Consider the following 16570-nt stretch of genomic DNA (forward strand, 5'->3'; position numbering starts at 1 on the left):
CCCGTGGGTCATACACGGAATCAGGCGCGAACGGCTACGAAGCACATCTTCGTCAGCGGTGGAGTCGCCTCCTCATTGGGTAAAGGTCTTACCGCCTCCAGCCTCGGTCAGCTGTTGACGGCGCGTGGGCTGCGCGTCACGATGCAGAAACTCGACCCGTATCTGAATGTCGATCCCGGCACCATGAACCCCTTCCAGCATGGAGAGGTCTTCGTGACGGAGGACGGGGCCGAGACCGATCTGGACGTCGGTCACTACGAGCGGTTCCTGGACAGGGACCTGACCCGGCACGCGAATGTCACGACCGGGCAGATCTATTCGACGGTCATCGCCAAGGAGCGCCGCGGCGAATACCTCGGCGACACGGTGCAGGTGATCCCGCACATCACCGACGAGATCAAGAACCGGGTGCTCGCCATGAGCGCGCCGGACGCGGACGACCAGACCCCCGACGTGGTCATCACCGAGATCGGCGGCACCGTCGGGGATATCGAGTCGCAGCCGTTCCTCGAGGCGGCCCGCCAGATCCGTCACGACGTCGGCCGCGACAACGTCTTCTTCCTGCACGTCTCGCTCGTGCCCTACCTCGCCCCCTCCGGCGAGCTCAAGACCAAGCCGACCCAGCACTCGGTGGCGGCGCTGCGCAATATCGGCATCCAGCCCGACGCGCTGATCCTGCGCTGCGACCGCGAGGTGCCGCAGGCGCTGAAGAGCAAGATCGCGCTCATGTGCGACGTCGACGTCGACGCCTGCATCTCCACCCCGGACGCGCCCTCGATCTACGACATCCCGCGCGTGCTGCATCGCGAGGGCCTCGACGCCTACGTGGTGCGCAAGCTCGGGCTGCCGTTCCGCGACGTGGACTGGACCGTGTGGGGCGACCTGCTCGACCGGGTGCACTCGCCGCGCGAGACGGTCGAGGTCGCGCTCGTCGGCAAGTACGTCGACCTGCCCGACGCGTACCTGTCGGTCACCGAGGCGCTGCGCGCGGGCGGGTTCGCCTCGCGGGCCAAGGTACTCATCCGCTGGGTGCCCTCCGACGAGTGCGAGACCCCGGCCGGCGCGCAGTCCGCGCTGCGCGACGTGGACGCGGTGCTGATCCCCGGCGGCTTCGGCATCCGAGGCATCGAGGGCAAGGTCGGCGCCATCCGCTACGCGCGCGCCCGGGGCATTCCGCTGCTCGGGCTGTGCCTGGGCCTGCAGTGCGTGGTCATCGAGGCCGCGCGCTCGGTCGGCCTCGACGAGGCCAACTCGGCCGAGTTCGAGCCGGACACACCGCATCCCGTCATCTCCACGATGGCCGATCAGGAGCAGGCCGTCGCAGGCGAGGCCGATCTCGGCGGCACCATGCGCCTGGGCGCCTACCCGGCGACGCTGGCGAAGGGCTCGGTGGTCGCGCAGGCCTACGGCAGCGAGCAGGTCTCCGAGCGGCACCGGCACCGCTACGAGGTGAACAACGCCTACCGCGACCGGATCGCCAAGAGCGGCCTGCGGTTCAGCGGCACCTCGCCGGACGGGCACCTGGTCGAGTTCGTCGAACTGCCCGCCGACGTGCACCCGTTCTTCGTGGCCACCCAGGCGCACCCCGAGCTGAAGAGCCGTCCGACGCGCCCGCACCCGCTGTTCGCGGCGCTCATCGCGGCCGCGCTGAAATACAAGCTCGCCGAGCGGCTTCCGGTCGACATCCCGGACGAGGAGTTCGCGGGCGCGGCGGAGCAGGCCTGAGACGATGACGCAGGACGGTGGCACCGCCGAGAGCGGCCACGATTTCGAGACCGTGTCCAGCGAGACCGTGTACAGCGGCGCCATTTTGGCGCTGCGCCTGGATCAGGTGCGCATGCCCGGCGGGAAGGTCGCCGAGCGTGAGGTGATCGAGCATCACGGCGCGGTCGCCGTCGCCGCGATCGACGACGATGACAATGTGGTGCTCATCGATCAGTATCGGCATCCCATGGGCAGGCGGCTGCTCGAGCTGCCCGCCGGCCTGCTCGACGTGCCCGGCGAGGATCCGCTCGTCGCCGCGCGGCGCGAGCTCGCCGAGGAGACCGGGCTGGCCGCGCGGGAATGGTCCGTGCTCGTCGACGTGGCGCTCTCGCCGGGCTTCACCGACGAGGCGTTGCGGGTGTACTGCGCGCGCGGGCTGTACGAAACCGACCGGCCCGAGCCGGAATTCGAGGAGGCCGACCTGAAGGTCGAGCGGATGCCGGTCGATCGGGCGGTGCGCGCGGCGCTGGCCGGGGAGATCGTCAACGCGACCGCCGTGGCCGGTGTCTTCGCGCTGGCCGCGGCCCGCGCGGGCGATATCGAGCTACGGCCCGCCGACGCGCCGTGGCCCGGACAGCCCACCGCGTTCCTGCGCCGCAAGGCGGCCGCGAAGCCGGCGGACTGACGCCAGGTGCTTGCGCGCGAAGTGGACGCCTACCTCGATCATCTCGCGGTCGAGCGCGGCGCCGCGCGCAACACCCTCGGCGCCTACCGGCGTGACCTCGGCCGGTACCTCGAGTTCCTGACCGGGCGCGGGATCGCCGCGCTCGATCAGGTCGCCGAGGCCGACGTCGCCGAGTTCACCATGGCGCTGCGGGCGGGCGGCGCCGAATTCCCGCCGCTGGCACCGAGTTCGGTGGCCCGCGCGCTGATCGCGGTGCGCGGGCTGCACCGGTTCGCCGCGGCCGAGGGGATGACGAGCACCGACGTCGCGCACGCGGTGAAACCGCCCGCGCCCGGTCGCCGGCTGCCCAAGGCGCTGCCCTACGACCAGGTGCTGAAGCTGCTCGAGGCCGCGGGCGGCTCGGACACCGCTCCTGGCAGCGACGGGGGACCGCGCGGGCTGCGCGATCGCGCGCTGCTGGAGCTGCTCTACTCCACGGGCGCACGTATTTCCGAGATGGTCGGCCTCGACGTCGACGACCTCGACACCGACGAACGCGCCGTCGTCCTGCACGGCAAGGGCGGCAAACAACGCATGGTCCCGATCGGCAGGCCCGCGCTCGCCGCGGTCGACGCCTACCTGGTCCGGGGTCGGCCCAAGCTCGCCGCCGGCGGAAAAGGCAACGCGGGCGCGCTTTTTCTCAATGCCCGCGGCGGGCGGCTGTCCCGGCAGAGCGCGTGGAAGGTCCTGCAAACCGCCGCCGAACGCGCCGGCATAGGCGCCACGGTCTCACCCCACACCCTGCGCCACTCCTTCGCCACCCACCTGCTCGACGGAGGCGCGGATGTCCGCGTGGTCCAAGAACTTCTAGGCCACGCGTCAGTGACCACCACCCAGATCTACACCCTCGTCACAGTGAACACCCTCCGCGAAGTCTGGGCCACCGCCCACCCCCGCGCCCGCTAGTCCACAGCGCGCCGCGCACGAATAGCGGAGTCCCACAGAGCCTGTATACGTTTCCCAGCGCATTTGGTCCCTGTGAACCGTAGGGAGGGTTTGTGAGTCTCGACTCAGCACGGGGGAACAAGTGGGAGTGCGGTCCGGTTGAGGATCGTGCCGGGTGTGCGCTGGGCGGCTCGGTGGGAGTTACGTGAGGTGAGTTGAGTGGCAAAGTCTTTCATCGTTCAGGAAGCCGATGTGGAGGCGGTGGCGCTGCCGGGTGGGGGATCGTTTCTGCTGCTCGAGGACAGTGAGAACTCCGAGGGGCTGTTCGGGGCGAATCGGCTCGTGCTGGCCGCGGGCGCGAATGGGACTCGGCCGCACCATCACACGAAGTCCACGGAGATCTTCTATGTGCTCGACGGCACCATGGAGTTCCTCGTCGACGGCGAGCTGAGCTCGGTGCGCAAAGGCGGGCTGGTCGTGGTGCCGCCGGGCACGGTGCACGCGTTCGGCGCGTCGGCGGACGGGCCCGCCGAGTTTTTCGCCGTGCTGACACCGGGTATCGTCCGCTTCGAATACTTCAGGCAGCTCGGCCGGATCGCCCGCGGGGAGGCGGAATGGGACAGCATGGATGAGTTGCACGACCGCTTCGACGTGCATTTCGACGGTGACCCGGAGTGGCGCTGAGCGATACGGGGTAGCGTCGTGCTGTTCGGGGCCCGGTGTGGTGCCTCGAACACGCCGCGCGCGTCGCGGCACTTGCACGCTCGTACGCGGTAGCGTCTATCGGGAGTCGGACCGTACGAAAGCGAGGGTCGGGCCCGATCCGCCTCGCTACGCTCGGCGAGGCAACGGGCAGGAACGTATAAGGAGCAGCGGATCGTGACATCAGCCGGAGCGGCAGAGCCGCCGATGGGTGCTGGGACGGAGCCGCTTACGGGTGCGCGCTCGGGTCCGTACTCGGAGGCCGCGGCCGAAACCCTGTGGGGCACCGGGGCCGAACCCATCCCGGAGGACGCGGCACTCGGACCCACCGGGCGCCCACTGCGTCTCGTGCCGGACCCGCCGCCGCTCGAGCGGCACGGCGACGCCCTCATCGTCGCCATGTGCAACCAGAAGGGCGGCGTCGGCAAGACGACCTCCACCATCAACCTCGGCGCCTCGCTCGCCGAGTACGGGCGCAAGGTGCTGCTGGTCGACCTCGACCCGCAGGGCGCGCTGTCGGCGGGATTGGGTGTGGCCCACCACGATCTGGACCTCACCGTGCACGACCTGCTCGTCGGCTCCAAGAACTCGATCGACGACGTGCTCATGCCGACCCGCGTCGAGAACATGGACCTGCTGCCGAGCAACATCGATTTGTCGGCGGCGGAGATCCAGCTGGTCAACGAGGTCGGCCGCGAACACTCGCTCGGCCGGGCGCTGCACTCGATCCGCGACCGGTACGACTACATCATCATCGACTGCCAGCCCTCGCTCGGCTTGCTCACCGTGAACGCGCTGGCCTGCGCCGACGGTGTGATCATTCCGATGGAGTGCGAGTACTTCTCGCTGCGCGGGCTCGCGTTGCTCAACGACACCGTGGAGAAGGTGCGCGATCGGCTGAACCCGCGGCTGAGCCTGTACGGGATAGTGGTCACCATGTTCGACGCCCGACTACTCCACTCCCGGCAGGTGATGGCGCGCGTCGTCGAGGTCTTCGGCGACCTGGTCTACGATGCGGCGATCTCGCGCACCGTCCGGTTCCCCGACGCCAGCGTCGCCGGCGAGCCGATCACCACGTGGGCCCCCAAATCCAGTGGAGCCGAGGCATATCGGGCGATGGCGCGGGAAGTCATCCACCGGTCCGGCCGGTGATCGACGGCACCGACCCCGCGCCACCCGCCACCCCCCGCGCGAACGGCCGCGGACCCGCGCCCAGCAACAACCACCCCGCGGGAAGTCTCCTGCAGCGAGCCTTCGCCCGCACCGCCGCCCGCGCATCGACCCCAGACCTGCCCACACACCCCACCGTGCCCGATGATGTCGAGATGCCCACCCAGCATGTCGCTGCGGACCCCGACACACAGTCGGGGGCGGTCGCTGCGGACGAGCGGGCAGTCGAGGCCGATGGCGCCGCGATAGCCGAAACTGCGGCCGCGCCAACTGTGATCGCGCCCGATGCTGCTGCGGCCGTACCCGACGACGGCGGCGTGCCCGACGGTGCTGCGCCTGCGCGTGGTGAGGCCGCGGCCACGCTCGGCAGAGCTGTGGTGGTTGGCGGAGAGACTACAACGGCGGGCGGTGATATGGCGGCCGCGCGCGGTCATGGCGGCGCGAACGCGGAGCATAATGTCGGCCGCGCAGCCAGCTCGGGTGCTGGCAAGGACGATGGTGCCGCACCCGATGGAGTAGCAGCGTCGCCCGATGTTGCGGCTTCGCGTGGTGTTGATGGCACGGCCGCGCCCGCCGGTGCTGCGACTGCGGTCGATGAGGCCGTAGCTACGCCTGGCCGTGGTGTGGCCGATACCGGAGATACTGCGACTATGGGCGGCGATGCTGCCGCTGCGTGTGGTGATGGCGCCGCGAGCGCGAACGATGCCGCCGAGCGTGCAGTCGGGTCGGGTGGTGCCGGCGAGGCCGATGGTGCTGCACCCGATGGGGTGACGACCGCTTCCGGTGATGCTGTGACTGCGGGCCGTGCGACTGTGGCCGGGCCCGATGATGCTCGGGCCGCAGCCGGCGAAACTGTGGTCGCGCCTGGTGATGCTGAGGCTTCGCGCGGTGTTGGCGGTGTGGCCGCGCCTGGCGGTGCTCGGGCTGCGGGCGATGAAGCTATGGCCGTGTCCGGTGATGGCGTGGCCGCGCGTGGTGATGCTACGGCCGCATCCGGCGAAACGGTCGCGCCGGACGATGCTGAGGTTTCGCGCGGTGAAGTTATGGCCATGCCCGGTGGTGGTGTGGCCGCGCGTGGTGCTGCTTGGGCCGCGTCCGGCGAAGTGGTTGCGCCGGACGATGCTGAGGCTTCGCGCGGTGTTGGCGGTGTGGCCGCCCCCGGCGGTGTTGGGGCTGCGGGCGGTGAGGTTGTGGCCGTGCCCGGTGGTGGTGAGGCTCGGGCCGCATCCGGCGAAACTGTGGTCGCGCCGGGCGATGCGGCGGCGTCGCGTGGTGTTGGCGGTGTGGCCGCGCCCGGCGGTGCTGGGGGAGCCCGTGGTGGTGAGGCGGAGAGCGGCGGCGGGGAAAGGGCTGGCGCTGAGGGCATTCCGGGTGACGGGTCTGCGGGGGAGGAGCAGAAGTCCGGGTTTCATCTGCGGCTGAGCAACTTTCAGGGGCCGTTCGATCTGTTGTTGACGTTGATCAGTTCGCGCAAGTTGGATGTGACCGAGGTGGCGCTGCATCAGGTCACGGACGAGTTCATCGCCTACACGAAGGCGTTGACCGCGGCCCTGTCCGAGGATGCGACGACGAAACTGCGGGCCGACAAGATCCTGGATCAGACCACCGAGTTCTTGGTGGTCGCGGCGACGCTGCTGGATCTCAAGGCGGCGCGTTTGCTGCCGTCGGGGGAGATGACCGACGCCGAGGACCTGGAACTGCTCGAGGCGCGCGACCTGCTGTTCGCGCGGCTGCTGCAGTATCGGGCGTTCAAACAGGTGGCCGAGTTGTTCGGCGAACTGGAGACGGTCGCGCTACGACGTTACCCGCGCTCGGTCGGCCTGGAGGACCGCTTCGCCGGCCTGCTGCCCGAGGTTACGCTGGGAGTAGACGCGCACGAGCTCGCCGCGATCGCCGCCGCTGCCTTTCGCCCACGCCCGGTGCCCAAGGTCGGCCTCGACCATCTGCATTCGCACGCCATCTCGGTCGCCGAGCAGGCGGCGCTGGTGCTCGAGCGGCTCAAACTGCGCGGCAAGGGCGGCTGGACCACGTTCGGTGAACTGGTCGCCGACTGCGAGGCGCCGATCGAGATCGTCGCGCGCTTCCTGGCACTGCTCGAGCTCTACCGAGGGAAAACGATCGAGTTCGACCAGCCGGACCCGCTCGGCCCACTGTCGATCAGCTGGGTGGGCGACGACGCCCCGGACGCCCAGCAGGCGGACCTGACCATCGAGGAGGACTACGGGTGACCGACACCGAGGTTTCCGGCACGACGCGGCCCCTGGGCGAGGCGGCGCAATCCTCGGACTCCGCGACGCGTGCCGCCGCCGACCCGAACCCCGCCGCCGCGAAACCAGTCGCCGACAACACAGTGTCGGACTTCACCCCCGAGCAGCTCGACGACGCTCAGTTCCGCTCGGCATTGGAGGCGATGCTGCTCGTCGTGGACGCTCCGGCCCCGGTAGAGCAGCTGGCGGCGGCCCTGGACGACACCACCGAGCGGGTGGAGGAGGTGCTGCGGGAGATGCGCGCGGAGCTGACCGCGCGGGGCAGCGGGATCGATCTGCGTTTCGTCGGGGACGGCTGGCGCTTCTATACTCGCAGCGAGTACGCACCTTATGTCGAGCGGGTGCTGCTCGACGGCGCCCGCACCAAGTTGACGCGGGCGGCGTTGGAGACGCTGGCGGTCGTGGCATACCGTCAGCCGGTGACCCGGACCCGGGTCAGCGCGGTGCGTGGCGTGAACGTCGATGGGGTGATGCGCACGCTGCTGGCCAGGGGCCTGCTCGCCGAGGCAGGCGTCGACCCGGAGACCAACGGGACGATGTATCGCACGACCGAGCTGTTCCTGGAGCGGATCGGACTCGCGTCGCTGTCGGATCTGCCGCCATTGGCGCCCTTGCTCCCCGGCGTCGACCTGATCGATGAGATCAACGAGAGCCTGGAGACGGACCCCCGTTACACCAGGCTGAAGAAACCCGCCGAGGCCGACTTGGACCTCGGCAGCGAGGATTGACAGGACAAAATGAATAATTCCGCTCGCCGAGATGGCACACCGGATCGTAGAAAACGCGGCGACCAGCCGCAGCGCCCCGTCCGCGGGGCGGGCGCCGCGCGCAGGGGGACCGAGCGTTCGAGCGCACCGCGCGGAAACGCGCAGGGCGGCAACACTTATCGCGGTAGCGCGGCGCAGGGCGGCGGCTCCTACCGGGACCGCGCCGAAGGCGGCAACGCGTATCGCGGCCGTTCGGAAGGCGGCTCCACGCAAAACAACTACCGCGGCGGCTCCACGCAAGGTGGCAACGCATACCGCGGTCGTCCCGAAGCCGGCCCGGCGCAGGGCAGCTCCTACCGCGGCACGCGAGACAACGCGCAGGGCAACACCTATCGTCCCCGCAGCGAGGCCGGTTCCGGCGGCAACGCTTACCGCGGCCGTTCAGAGAACAACACCTATCGCCCGCGCAGCGAGGCCGGCTCGGGCGGCAACGCCTACCGCGGCCCCAACGACAGCGTCGCCGGTCGCGACAACGCGCAGTCCGGCAACTCCTACCGCGCGCAGAGCGGCTCTGCACAGGGCCGCGGCCCCGCGCAGCCCGGCATCCCGCAGCGCCGAGCCGCGCAACCCGCCCCCACCGGCAAGAAGAAGACCCCCAAGCCGCAACGCCAAACCCCCTCGGCCCCGTTGCTCAACAACGCCAAGCCCGCGAGGCGCCAGCACGTCGAGCCCGCCGCCTCCGAGGGCCACGTCAAAATGCCGTGGGGCGAGGGCGAACGCCTGCAGAAGGTCCTCGCCAAGGCCGGTGTCGCCTCGCGACGCGCCGCAGAGGAGATGATCGCCCAGGGCCGCGTAGAGGTCGACGGCGCCATCGTGGTCGAGCAGGGTCTGCGAATCGATCCGCAGACCGCCGTGGTCCGGGTGGACGGCACCCGCGTGATGGTGCGCGAGGAACTCGTGCACATCGTGTTGAACAAGCCGAAGGGCTGGCAGTCGACCATGTCCGACGATCTCGGCCGCCCCTGCGTCGGCGATATCGTCGCCGAACGCATCGCGGCCGGTCAGCGGCTGTTCCACGTCGGCCGTCTCGACGCCGACACCGAGGGCCTGCTGCTGCTCACCAACGACGGCGACCTCGCGCACCGCCTCATGCACCCGTCCTACGAGGTCTCCAAGACCTACCTCGCGACGGTGAACGGCGAGGTGCACAAGTCGATCGGCAAGAAGCTCAGGGACGGCATCGAGCTGGAGGACGGCCCGGCGAAGGTCGACAGTTTCCAGGTGCTCGAGCTCGGCGAGGGACGCTCCCTGGTGAAGCTCGTGTTGCACGAGGGACGTAAGCACATCGTGCGCAGGCTGCTCGACGCGGTCGGCCATCCGGTGACCCGGCTGGTGCGCACCAATATCGGCCCGGTCGCGCTCGGCGACCAACGGCCCGGCACTCTGCGTGTGCTCGGCCGCGGTGAAATCGGCAAACTCTACGAGGCGGTGTCGTTGTGATGGGTGTGGAGATTTCGGTCGAGGCGCCACGGCAGATGTCGGACGACAGTCCGCTCGTCGTCGCCATGGACGGCCCGTCCGGCACCGGTAAGTCCAGTGTCTCGCGCCGCCTCGCCACCCGGCTGGGCGCCCGCTACCTGGACACCGGCGCGATGTACCGGGTGGCGACGCTGCGCGTGCTGCGCGCGGGCATCGAGCTCACCGACGCCGCCGCCATCGGCGCGGCCGTCAAGGAGCTGCCGCTGTCCATCGGCACCGACCCGCGCCGCGAGGTGATCCAGCTCGACGGCGAGGACGTGTCCTCGGAGATCCGCGGCGACGCGGTCACCAAGGCCGTCTCGGCGGTCTCCGCCGTGCCCGAGGTGCGCGACCTGCTCGTCGCGCTGCAACGCGAAATCACCACGGCCGCAGCGCGAATCGTGGTCGAGGGCCGCGACATCGGCACCGTCGTGCTGCCCGCCGCGGACGCCAAGATCTACCTGACCGCCTCGGCCGAGGCCCGCGCGCACCGGCGCAATCAGCAGAACATCGCCGAGGGCCGCGGTGACGACTACGAGGCCGTGCTCGCCGACGTGCAGCGGCGCGACAACCTCGACTCCACCCGCAAGGTGTCCCCACTGCGTCCGGCCGAGGACGCCGTGCTGGTCGACACCAGCGACCTGAACATGGATGAGGTCATCGACGAGCTGTCTCGCGTTGTCGCGCAGCAGATCTCGGCGACCGGGACGGGAGGTCCGCAGTGACTGAAGACGTAATGGCCGGCGACGGCGTCTGGACCGACGAAACCGACTGGGAGCTCACCGATCTCGACGGCGAGTTCGCCGACGAAGACGTGCTGGCGATGCCGACGGTCGCGGTCGTCGGCCGCCCGAATGTCGGCAAATCGACTCTGGTGAACCGGATCCTGGGCCGGCGCGAGGCCGTCGTGGAGGACATCCCCGGCGTCACCCGCGACCGAATCTCCTACGAGGCCAACTGGTCCGGGCGCCGCTTCCTGGTGCAGGACACCGGCGGCTGGGAGCCCGACGCCAAGGGCCTGCAGCAGTCGGTCGCCCGCCAGGCCGAGGTGGCCATGCAGACCGCCGACGCGATCCTGCTCGTGGTCGACGCCGTGGTCGGAGCCACCGCCACCGACGAGGCCGCGGTGAAGAAGCTGCGCCGCTCCGAGGTGCCGGTCATCCTGGTGGCCAACAAGGTCGACGATCAGAAGGTCGAGTCCGAGGCCGCCGCGCTGTGGTCGCTCGGCCTCGGCGAGCCGAGGATGGTCAGCGCCGCGCACGGCCGCGGCACCGGCGACCTGCTCGACGACGTGCTCGCCGTGCTGCCGGAGACCCCGCGCGAGGGCACCGGCGGCACCGGTCCGCGCCGGGTCGCGCTGGTCGGCAAGCCGAACGTCGGCAAGTCCAGCCTGTTGAACAAGCTGGCCGACGATGAGCGCTCGGTCGTGCACGATGTCGCGGGCACCACCGTCGACCCCGTCGACTCGCTGGTCGAGCTCGGCGGCAAGATCTGGAAGTTCGTCGACACCGCGGGCCTGCGCCGAAAAGTCTCCCACGCCAACGGAACCGAGTTCTACGCCTCGCTGCGCACCAAGGCGGCGCTGGAGGCCTCCGAGGTCGCGATCATGCTGATCGACGCCTCCGAGCCGATCACCGAGCAGGACCTGCGGGTGATCAGCATGGTCGCCGACTCCGGTCGCGCGCTCGTGCTGGCGTTCAACAAGTGGGACCTGGTGGACGAGGACCGCCGTTTGCAACTCGACCGCGAGGTCGACCGCGACCTGGTCCGGGTGCCGTGGGCGCAGCGGGTGAACATCTCCGCGCACACCGGGCGCGCGGTGCAGAAGCTGGTGCCCGCCATGGAGACCGCGCTCGAGTCCTGGGACAAGCGCATCTCCACCGGCCGCCTGAACACCTGGCTCAAGGAGGTCGTCGCGGCGACCCCGCCGCCGATGCGCGGCGGCCGCCTGCCCCGCATCCTGTTCGCCACCCAGGCGACCACCCGTCCGCCGACGTTCGTCCTGTTCACCACCGGCTTCCTCGAGGCGGGCTACCGCCGCTTCCTGGAGCGCAGGCTGCGTGAGGAGTTCAACTTCGACGGTTCGCCGGTGCGCATCTCGGTGCGCGTCCGGGAGAAGCGGGAGCGGAACTCGAAGAAGCGGTAGAGAATTCGAGCCCCGGCGATAGAACGCCGGGGCTCGATGCTTTCCAAGGTCGGCTGTGGTACCGGGGCGAACCGCTCCGGAGTTCTACGGGGCCAGGGCTGTTCGGAGGCGGTCGTAGCCGGGGGCCAGGCGGCGCAGTGCGGTGATCAGGGCGGAGTCATCGCCGGTGACGACGGGGTACTGGAGGCCGCCGATTTGGCGTGACTGGTCGGCCGCGATGCGGGCGGCTTCGGTGCGGCCGATCAGGTCGAGGCTTGCCGAGGCGTCGATCAGGCGACGGGCGCCGACTCGAATAATGAACGTGGACAACAAGTCTCGGGTATCGGCGGCCAAGCCGTCGGTAGCCACTTCGGCGAGCTCTTCGATGGCGGCGGACGCGCCGTTCAACCACTGAAATGCCTGCGGCATAGACGATTTCAGTGCATCGGTGGGGGAGATGTCCTGGCGCCGTTGGAAATCCGAGCGCAGCACGAACGGCACGTCGATGTAGGTCATCCGCTCCGCCCGCCAGGACTCGAGGAACGCCGCCGTCGGCAATGTCGCGAACGGGTGTCCCTGCGGATCGTGCAGCAGCACGGTGTCGCCCTCGACCGCCAGCACCACCACGTAATGGTCTGCGCCCACAGCGATTCCGGAGTTCGGACGATACCGCAGCAGGCCAAGCTCCAACGGCCCGGCCAGCGCGGGTCCTCGCGCGCAGACGGCGCGCAACCGGTCGAGCGCCTCCTCCGCCGACCCGCCCTCGCTGCGCACACACGACCATCCGAGCGACTCGATCGCGGCCGCCAACCCGATCTCCGGATGCCACCCGACGGGATCGAAGAACGGCAGCACGCCGTCCTCCAGCTGCGCGCCGAACGGCGAGCCCGTCAACGTCTCGATCACCCCCGTCGACGGCGCATGCTTCCCGAGCATCATCGCCAGCGAATTGCTGTAGCAGTACGGACCGGAACCGATGTATGCGTGCATGCGACCAGTCAAGAACCTCACACAGTGTCAGGGTCAACCCTCGGGTGTGCTATTCCGTCTGTGCGATGGCGCGTGTCCCGATCTTGTGGTCGGTGATCGAGGACATCGATCCGGACACGCCCAGCGCGCCGATAATCGTGCCGTCGGCTCGGACGACCACTCCGCCGCCGTTCGGCACGAGCGCGTGCGAGCCGGCCAGGTGTGGACCACCGAACAGTGATTGTCCTTGCGGCTGGCCGAAATTCGCGTGCACCGTGTCGAACCCCAAGGTGACTGCCGCGGCCGCTTTGTGTTCCGCGGCTTCTCGGCTCTCCAGCGCGGACCCGTCCATTCGCGCCAATGCCACGAGGTTCCGATCAGCATCCACCACGGCCAGCGCGACGGTTTCGTCCAGTTCGATCGCGATCGCCCGAGCCGCGGCAATCAACCGCTCCGCCTGCTGTAGTGAAATCGACATGCGTCCATCCTCCCTGTGTGTCCGCCGGGTTGCCTGCGAACGTGATCAGGCTGCCGAGGTGAGATCCTAGGATGACGCGTGGGCCTGCGATGGTGGGCGCTGCCGAGATCGATGAGGAGCCGTTGTGTCGGACACGTTTGTCGTTGCCGCTCGAATTCCCATGGAGCGGACGGCATTCGAGCAGTGGTTGGCGACGCCGGCGCCCGGGCCGGAGGTCATCGAGAATCACGGCGCGATGTATGACGGGTGGTTCTGGGACGGGAAGGCGCCGGATTGGCGGCAGGCCGAGCAGGGGATAACGCCTCGGGAGTATTTCGCCGGCTGCTTCGGGGAGGACACCGGTGGGCTGACATATGTGCTGCGATATCAGGCCGCGGCGCTCGAGGCGTATCTGATGCACTTCGGATTCTGCGAATCGAACATCTATACCGCGCTCATGATGCTCGCCGCAGCAGGGCGGCTGAGCCAGGCACAGAGCACGGTGTTGTTCTGGGCCGAGACCAGCGGCTCGATGTTCGCGGCAGATTCGGACGGATGGTTGGCGACCCTGTCGGTCGGCGTCGACGGGGCGCGGTTCACTGCCGATATCGATCTCACCGCGACGATCGCGGAGTTGCGACCGGCCGAGCAGAGTTACTTCGACTTGCTCGGTCAGTTGGCGAAGGTTGAGGAATCTGTTGGCGCAGAGGGCGAATCGCGTTTCGCCGCTATCGCGCGCGATCCGCGGTATGTGGATGCCGCGATTCTGGCAGGGGCTTAGCGGGGTACGGGTATTCCGGCACGCCAGCCTATCAACGTTTCTCGATCCGATGTTGCCACACTCGCTGGATCGATGGGGGAGTGGGCCTGGCTGGGTGGCGCGACACAGCCTTCGTCGAGAAGCGATGTCGGGTGGGCTCCGCTGGGATGTGCATCGCGGCGGTGGCTCTGCTGGCTCGCACCGACGATGGGGTGGCGGCGCACGTGACCCCTGGCTTGCGGCCGTGCCCTAGGTGCGCTGGACCGGCTCGCTCAGGAGGCGAGCACGTCGGCGCATCGGGAAGTCGTGGCGGTGAATCCGCGACGGTGTCCAGTGCCCGCGCGGCGAACGAGCACTGGGCCGCCGGTCTGCTACACACAGCAGCATGACTGATCGCGACCGCTTCCGGTTCCCCCGTCGATGGGACCAGATCGCTCCCGCCCGTCGCGGCATCGTGCTGGCCTGGGTCGGGTTCACCGTCGCGTTCGGTGGCGCGCGGCTGGTGACCTGGCTGATCCAGATCGACACCCGCAACGTCGGTGACGTCTCGGCCGGCGGCGTTCACCTGCACCATTACCTATGGGGGATCCTGCTGCTCGCGGGCGTCGCCATCTTCGGCATGGTCGATCGCAGTCCCAAGGCGCGAACGTGGATGGGGCTCGCACTGGGCGTCGCCCTGGCCTTGATCGTGGACGAGGCCGCCCTGCTGATCACTCTCCGCGACGTGTACTGGCAGACCTCGGGCTGGCCGAGCATCGCCATCGCCGTGACCTTGATCGGCCTCGTCGGTTCCGGGTTGGCGCTCACCCGCAAGTGAGGTGCGGTCGCAGAGTGCGGCAACCGCCGTGACTACCGTGTCCAACCTGGATGTACCTTACGAAACCTACACGTATTCAACATAAGTGGCTCATACGTGCGTAGTAGCTTCACCCGCATGATCGTTCCTGCGCGTGCGTCCACGCGCAATCCCGTGCTCGTGATCGCCTACCTATCGCAGCTCGCCGCGGTGGTCGCCTTTGCCATGTGCTGGACGAGGTTCTACGAAGTTCTTTTCTGGGATACGCCGTGGGACGCATGGTTCGATCTGCTCGGCCAAGGCTTGCCGCTGAGCATCGTGTGCCTGGCCACGGTAGGTGTGTGCGGACTGCTGCCCTTCCGATCAGCGCCGTGGGTCATCCTCGTCGCCGCTCTGATCGACGCAGTACTGATCGGCGTAATCGCCCACGGAGGCAACGGCAATCGCTCGAACTACACGGGACCGTCCCTCGATACCAGCGTCGTGTTGGCCTGTCTCGCAGGTGCCGCGGCAACGGCATCGATTCTGCTGCGGGGATGGGCGCGGCGAGGTCAACCGGTTCCCGTGCAGCCGAAGCGCCCAACCGGGTTTGTGGAATCCGGCCGTACGAGACTGATCTCGGCGACCATCGTCGGTGTATCGGTCTCTCTAGCAGCACTTTTCGTGATTGTTGCCGCTTCCGACACCGGCCGCGACCGACGAGGAATTCTCGAGAAGCTCGCTCGGCTTTACATGTACGATGAACTCGGCACGAGCATTCTGCTGGCCGTGCTCGCCGGAATCGCCGCGATGGCAACGACTCTCGTGCGGTGGCGGGTGCCGGGGCGGGTTCAACCGCCGCCGGAACAACTGCCCGCCGCGGACAGCGCTCAGGAGGATTCGGCGCCGCCCTTCGGCGCGACTTCCATTCTCGCAATCGTGTTGGCGCTCACCGCAGTCGTCTTGACCGCTGTGCTGAGCGCCGCGTTGATAGCGTTCGTGGCCGATGCCGCCAACAGTTCACGAGTCGGTAGCGACTTGCCCGACCTCAGCGTGTTAGTCATTGTGATCTACAGCCTGCTCGCGGCCGACATCAGCGCGGTGGGGCTCCTGTATCTCTTTGGCGCGCTCATGGTTTCAGAGCACGAGAAGATCAGCTGGCCCCTGCTGATCATCGCCTCGATCCTCGGACTGGCGACCAATTTCTGTCATTTCCGGGATCCGCGCGCCTACGGGATCACCTTCTTCCCACCGGATCCGGACTTTCCCGCGCTCAGCCGAGGACCGATGTTCGCCGCGATCGCTCCCGCGGTGCTCTGCCTCGCGACCTTCCTACTCGCCACCGTCGCGCTCGCAAGGCGATGGACCACCGCCCGCGCCGCTACTCCGCGCCGCGACTGGTGAAGTCGAACGAACCGCCGTCGATACCCCACGAGATGACCCGTTCCGGGTGGATGCGAATAACCGCACGCTCCTGATGCTGGAACGGCGGCTCCGCACCATCGAGCGCCTCCGCCGTGCCCCGCACCTCGATCCCGCGAATGACATACGGCTCCACCGAAACCTGTTGATCCACAACGAAAGACACCCGGCTGCCCGCCTCGACATTGCGAAACTTCCGACTGACCCGCATCCGCATCCCCCCGATATCGATCGTCCCATCGGCATTCACCCGATAGCCGGTCGGATTGTTCTGCACAACCCCCTCCGGCGACACCGTAGCCAGCCGCCCGATCCCCGCCTCCGCGAGAAACTCCAGTTCATTAGCGGTAAAGGTCATCTCATCACTCCTCATGGATCCAACAGT

General features: G+C 68.6%; 15 protein-coding genes and 1 pseudogene. 13 read left to right on the forward strand and 3 right to left on the reverse strand.

Features of this window, described 5'->3' with window-relative positions:
* Window positions 1–3 precede the first annotated feature (3 nt).
* From pyrG to der, 10 genes and pseudogenes are all read left to right on the forward strand, one after another.
* Window positions 4–1725 carry a CTP synthase gene (pyrG, locus tag ON39_RS13295; RefSeq protein WP_063713340.1) on the forward strand — a complete coding sequence of 574 codons (1722 nt, stop codon included), beginning with the start codon at window positions 4–6 and terminating at the stop codon, window positions 1723–1725.
* Window positions 1726–1729: 4 nt separating this feature from the next.
* Window positions 1730–2389 (forward strand): NUDIX domain-containing protein, encoded by a 660-nt coding sequence (locus tag ON39_RS13300; protein WP_040734175.1) that lies wholly within the window; start codon window positions 1730–1732, stop codon window positions 2387–2389.
* 6 nt (window positions 2390–2395) lie between these two features.
* Window positions 2396–3334 (forward strand): site-specific tyrosine recombinase XerD, encoded by a 939-nt coding sequence (xerD, locus tag ON39_RS13305; RefSeq protein ID WP_040734177.1) that lies wholly within the window; start codon window positions 2396–2398, stop codon window positions 3332–3334.
* A gap of 198 nt (window positions 3335–3532) precedes the next feature.
* Window positions 3533–3997: a cupin domain-containing protein gene (locus ON39_RS13310; RefSeq protein ID WP_040734180.1), complete on the forward strand. Its 465-nt coding sequence runs from the start codon at window positions 3533–3535 to the stop codon at window positions 3995–3997.
* Between the two features lie 195 nt (window positions 3998–4192).
* Window positions 4193–5167: a ParA family protein gene (locus ON39_RS13315; RefSeq protein ID WP_425454140.1), complete on the forward strand. Its 975-nt coding sequence runs from the start codon at window positions 4193–4195 to the stop codon at window positions 5165–5167.
* Between the two features lie 1382 nt (window positions 5168–6549).
* Window positions 6550–7413, forward strand: a complete 864-nt coding sequence (locus ON39_RS13325; protein WP_040734236.1) for a segregation and condensation protein A — start codon at window positions 6550–6552, stop codon at window positions 7411–7413.
* A gap of 122 nt (window positions 7414–7535) precedes the next feature.
* Window positions 7536–8180, forward strand: a complete 645-nt coding sequence (gene scpB / locus ON39_RS13330) for an SMC-Scp complex subunit ScpB (RefSeq protein ID WP_040734238.1) — start codon at window positions 7536–7538, stop codon at window positions 8178–8180.
* Between the two features lie 417 nt (window positions 8181–8597).
* Window positions 8598–9659: pseudogene (locus ON39_RS47270) on the forward strand (pseudouridine synthase); the annotation flags it as partial.
* A 35-nt stretch (window positions 9660–9694) separates the two neighbouring features.
* Entirely contained in the window at window positions 9695–10402 is a 708-nt protein-coding gene (cmk, locus tag ON39_RS13345; protein ID WP_040734239.1) for a (d)CMP kinase, read from the forward strand.
* 11 nt (window positions 10403–10413) lie between these two features.
* Window positions 10414–11823, forward strand: coding sequence for a ribosome biogenesis GTPase Der (gene der / locus ON39_RS13350; RefSeq protein ID WP_051186571.1), 1410 nt, complete (start codon window positions 10414–10416; stop codon window positions 11821–11823).
* An 84-nt stretch (window positions 11824–11907) separates the two neighbouring features.
* On the opposite strand, the gene ON39_RS13355 is transcribed toward der, so the two are convergent.
* The gene (locus ON39_RS13355) at window positions 11908–12792 is read right to left on the reverse strand and encodes a YobF C-terminal domain-containing protein (protein ID WP_040734191.1); all 885 of its coding nucleotides are present in this window, start codon (window positions 12790–12792) and stop codon (window positions 11908–11910) included.
* A 49-nt stretch (window positions 12793–12841) separates the two neighbouring features.
* Complete coding sequence (locus ON39_RS13360; protein ID WP_040734192.1) at window positions 12842–13249, reverse strand: GlcG/HbpS family heme-binding protein; 408 nt, start codon at window positions 13247–13249, stop codon at window positions 12842–12844.
* Window positions 13250–13373: 124 nt separating this feature from the next.
* Here ON39_RS13360 and ON39_RS13365 point away from each other — a divergent pair, with 124 nt between their 5' ends.
* From ON39_RS13365 to ON39_RS13375, 3 genes are all read left to right on the forward strand, one after another.
* On the forward strand, window positions 13374–14009 hold the full coding sequence (locus ON39_RS13365) for a hypothetical protein (protein WP_040734194.1): 636 nt from the start codon (window positions 13374–13376) through the stop codon (window positions 14007–14009).
* 364 nt (window positions 14010–14373) lie between these two features.
* Complete coding sequence (locus tag ON39_RS13370) at window positions 14374–14805, forward strand: hypothetical protein (RefSeq protein WP_040734195.1); 432 nt, start codon at window positions 14374–14376, stop codon at window positions 14803–14805.
* Between the two features lie 117 nt (window positions 14806–14922).
* The gene (locus ON39_RS13375) at window positions 14923–16167 is read left to right on the forward strand and encodes a hypothetical protein (protein WP_146251231.1); all 1245 of its coding nucleotides are present in this window, start codon (window positions 14923–14925) and stop codon (window positions 16165–16167) included.
* Here the strand turns inward: ON39_RS13375 and ON39_RS13380 are convergent.
* Window positions 16145–16558: a PPOX class F420-dependent oxidoreductase gene (locus ON39_RS13380; RefSeq protein WP_255219266.1), complete on the reverse strand. Its 414-nt coding sequence runs from the start codon at window positions 16556–16558 to the stop codon at window positions 16145–16147. The two genes, ON39_RS13375 and ON39_RS13380, sit on opposite strands and share 23 nt — an antisense overlap.
* Window positions 16559–16570: the final 12 nt, after the last annotated feature.

The sequence above is a fragment of the Nocardia tenerifensis NBRC 101015 genome, from assembly GCF_000308715.1.
Taxonomy (GTDB): Bacteria; Actinomycetota; Actinomycetes; order Mycobacteriales; family Mycobacteriaceae; genus Nocardia; species Nocardia tenerifensis.

Excerpts from the sequence above, each read along its gene's own strand:
- ON39_RS13300 (WP_040734175.1), top strand. The coding sequence starts at position 1,730 with ATGACGCAGGACGGTGGCACCGCCGAGAGCGGCCACGATTTCGAGACC.
- cmk (WP_040734239.1), top strand. The coding sequence starts at position 9,695 with ATGTCGGACGACAGTCCGCTCGTCGTCGCCATGGACGGCCCGTCCGGC.
- der (WP_051186571.1), top strand. The coding sequence starts at position 10,414 with ATGGCCGGCGACGGCGTCTGGACCGACGAAACCGACTGGGAGCTCACC.
- ON39_RS13355 (WP_040734191.1), bottom strand. The coding sequence starts at position 12,792 with ATGCACGCATACATCGGTTCCGGTCCGTACTGCTACAGCAATTCGCTG.
- ON39_RS13360 (WP_040734192.1), bottom strand. The coding sequence starts at position 13,249 with ATGTCGATTTCACTACAGCAGGCGGAGCGGTTGATTGCCGCGGCTCGG.
- ON39_RS13370 (WP_040734195.1), top strand. The coding sequence starts at position 14,374 with ATGACTGATCGCGACCGCTTCCGGTTCCCCCGTCGATGGGACCAGATC.
- ON39_RS13375 (WP_146251231.1), top strand. The coding sequence starts at position 14,923 with ATGATCGTTCCTGCGCGTGCGTCCACGCGCAATCCCGTGCTCGTGATC.
- ON39_RS13380 (WP_255219266.1), bottom strand. The coding sequence starts at position 16,558 with ATGAGGAGTGATGAGATGACCTTTACCGCTAATGAACTGGAGTTTCTC.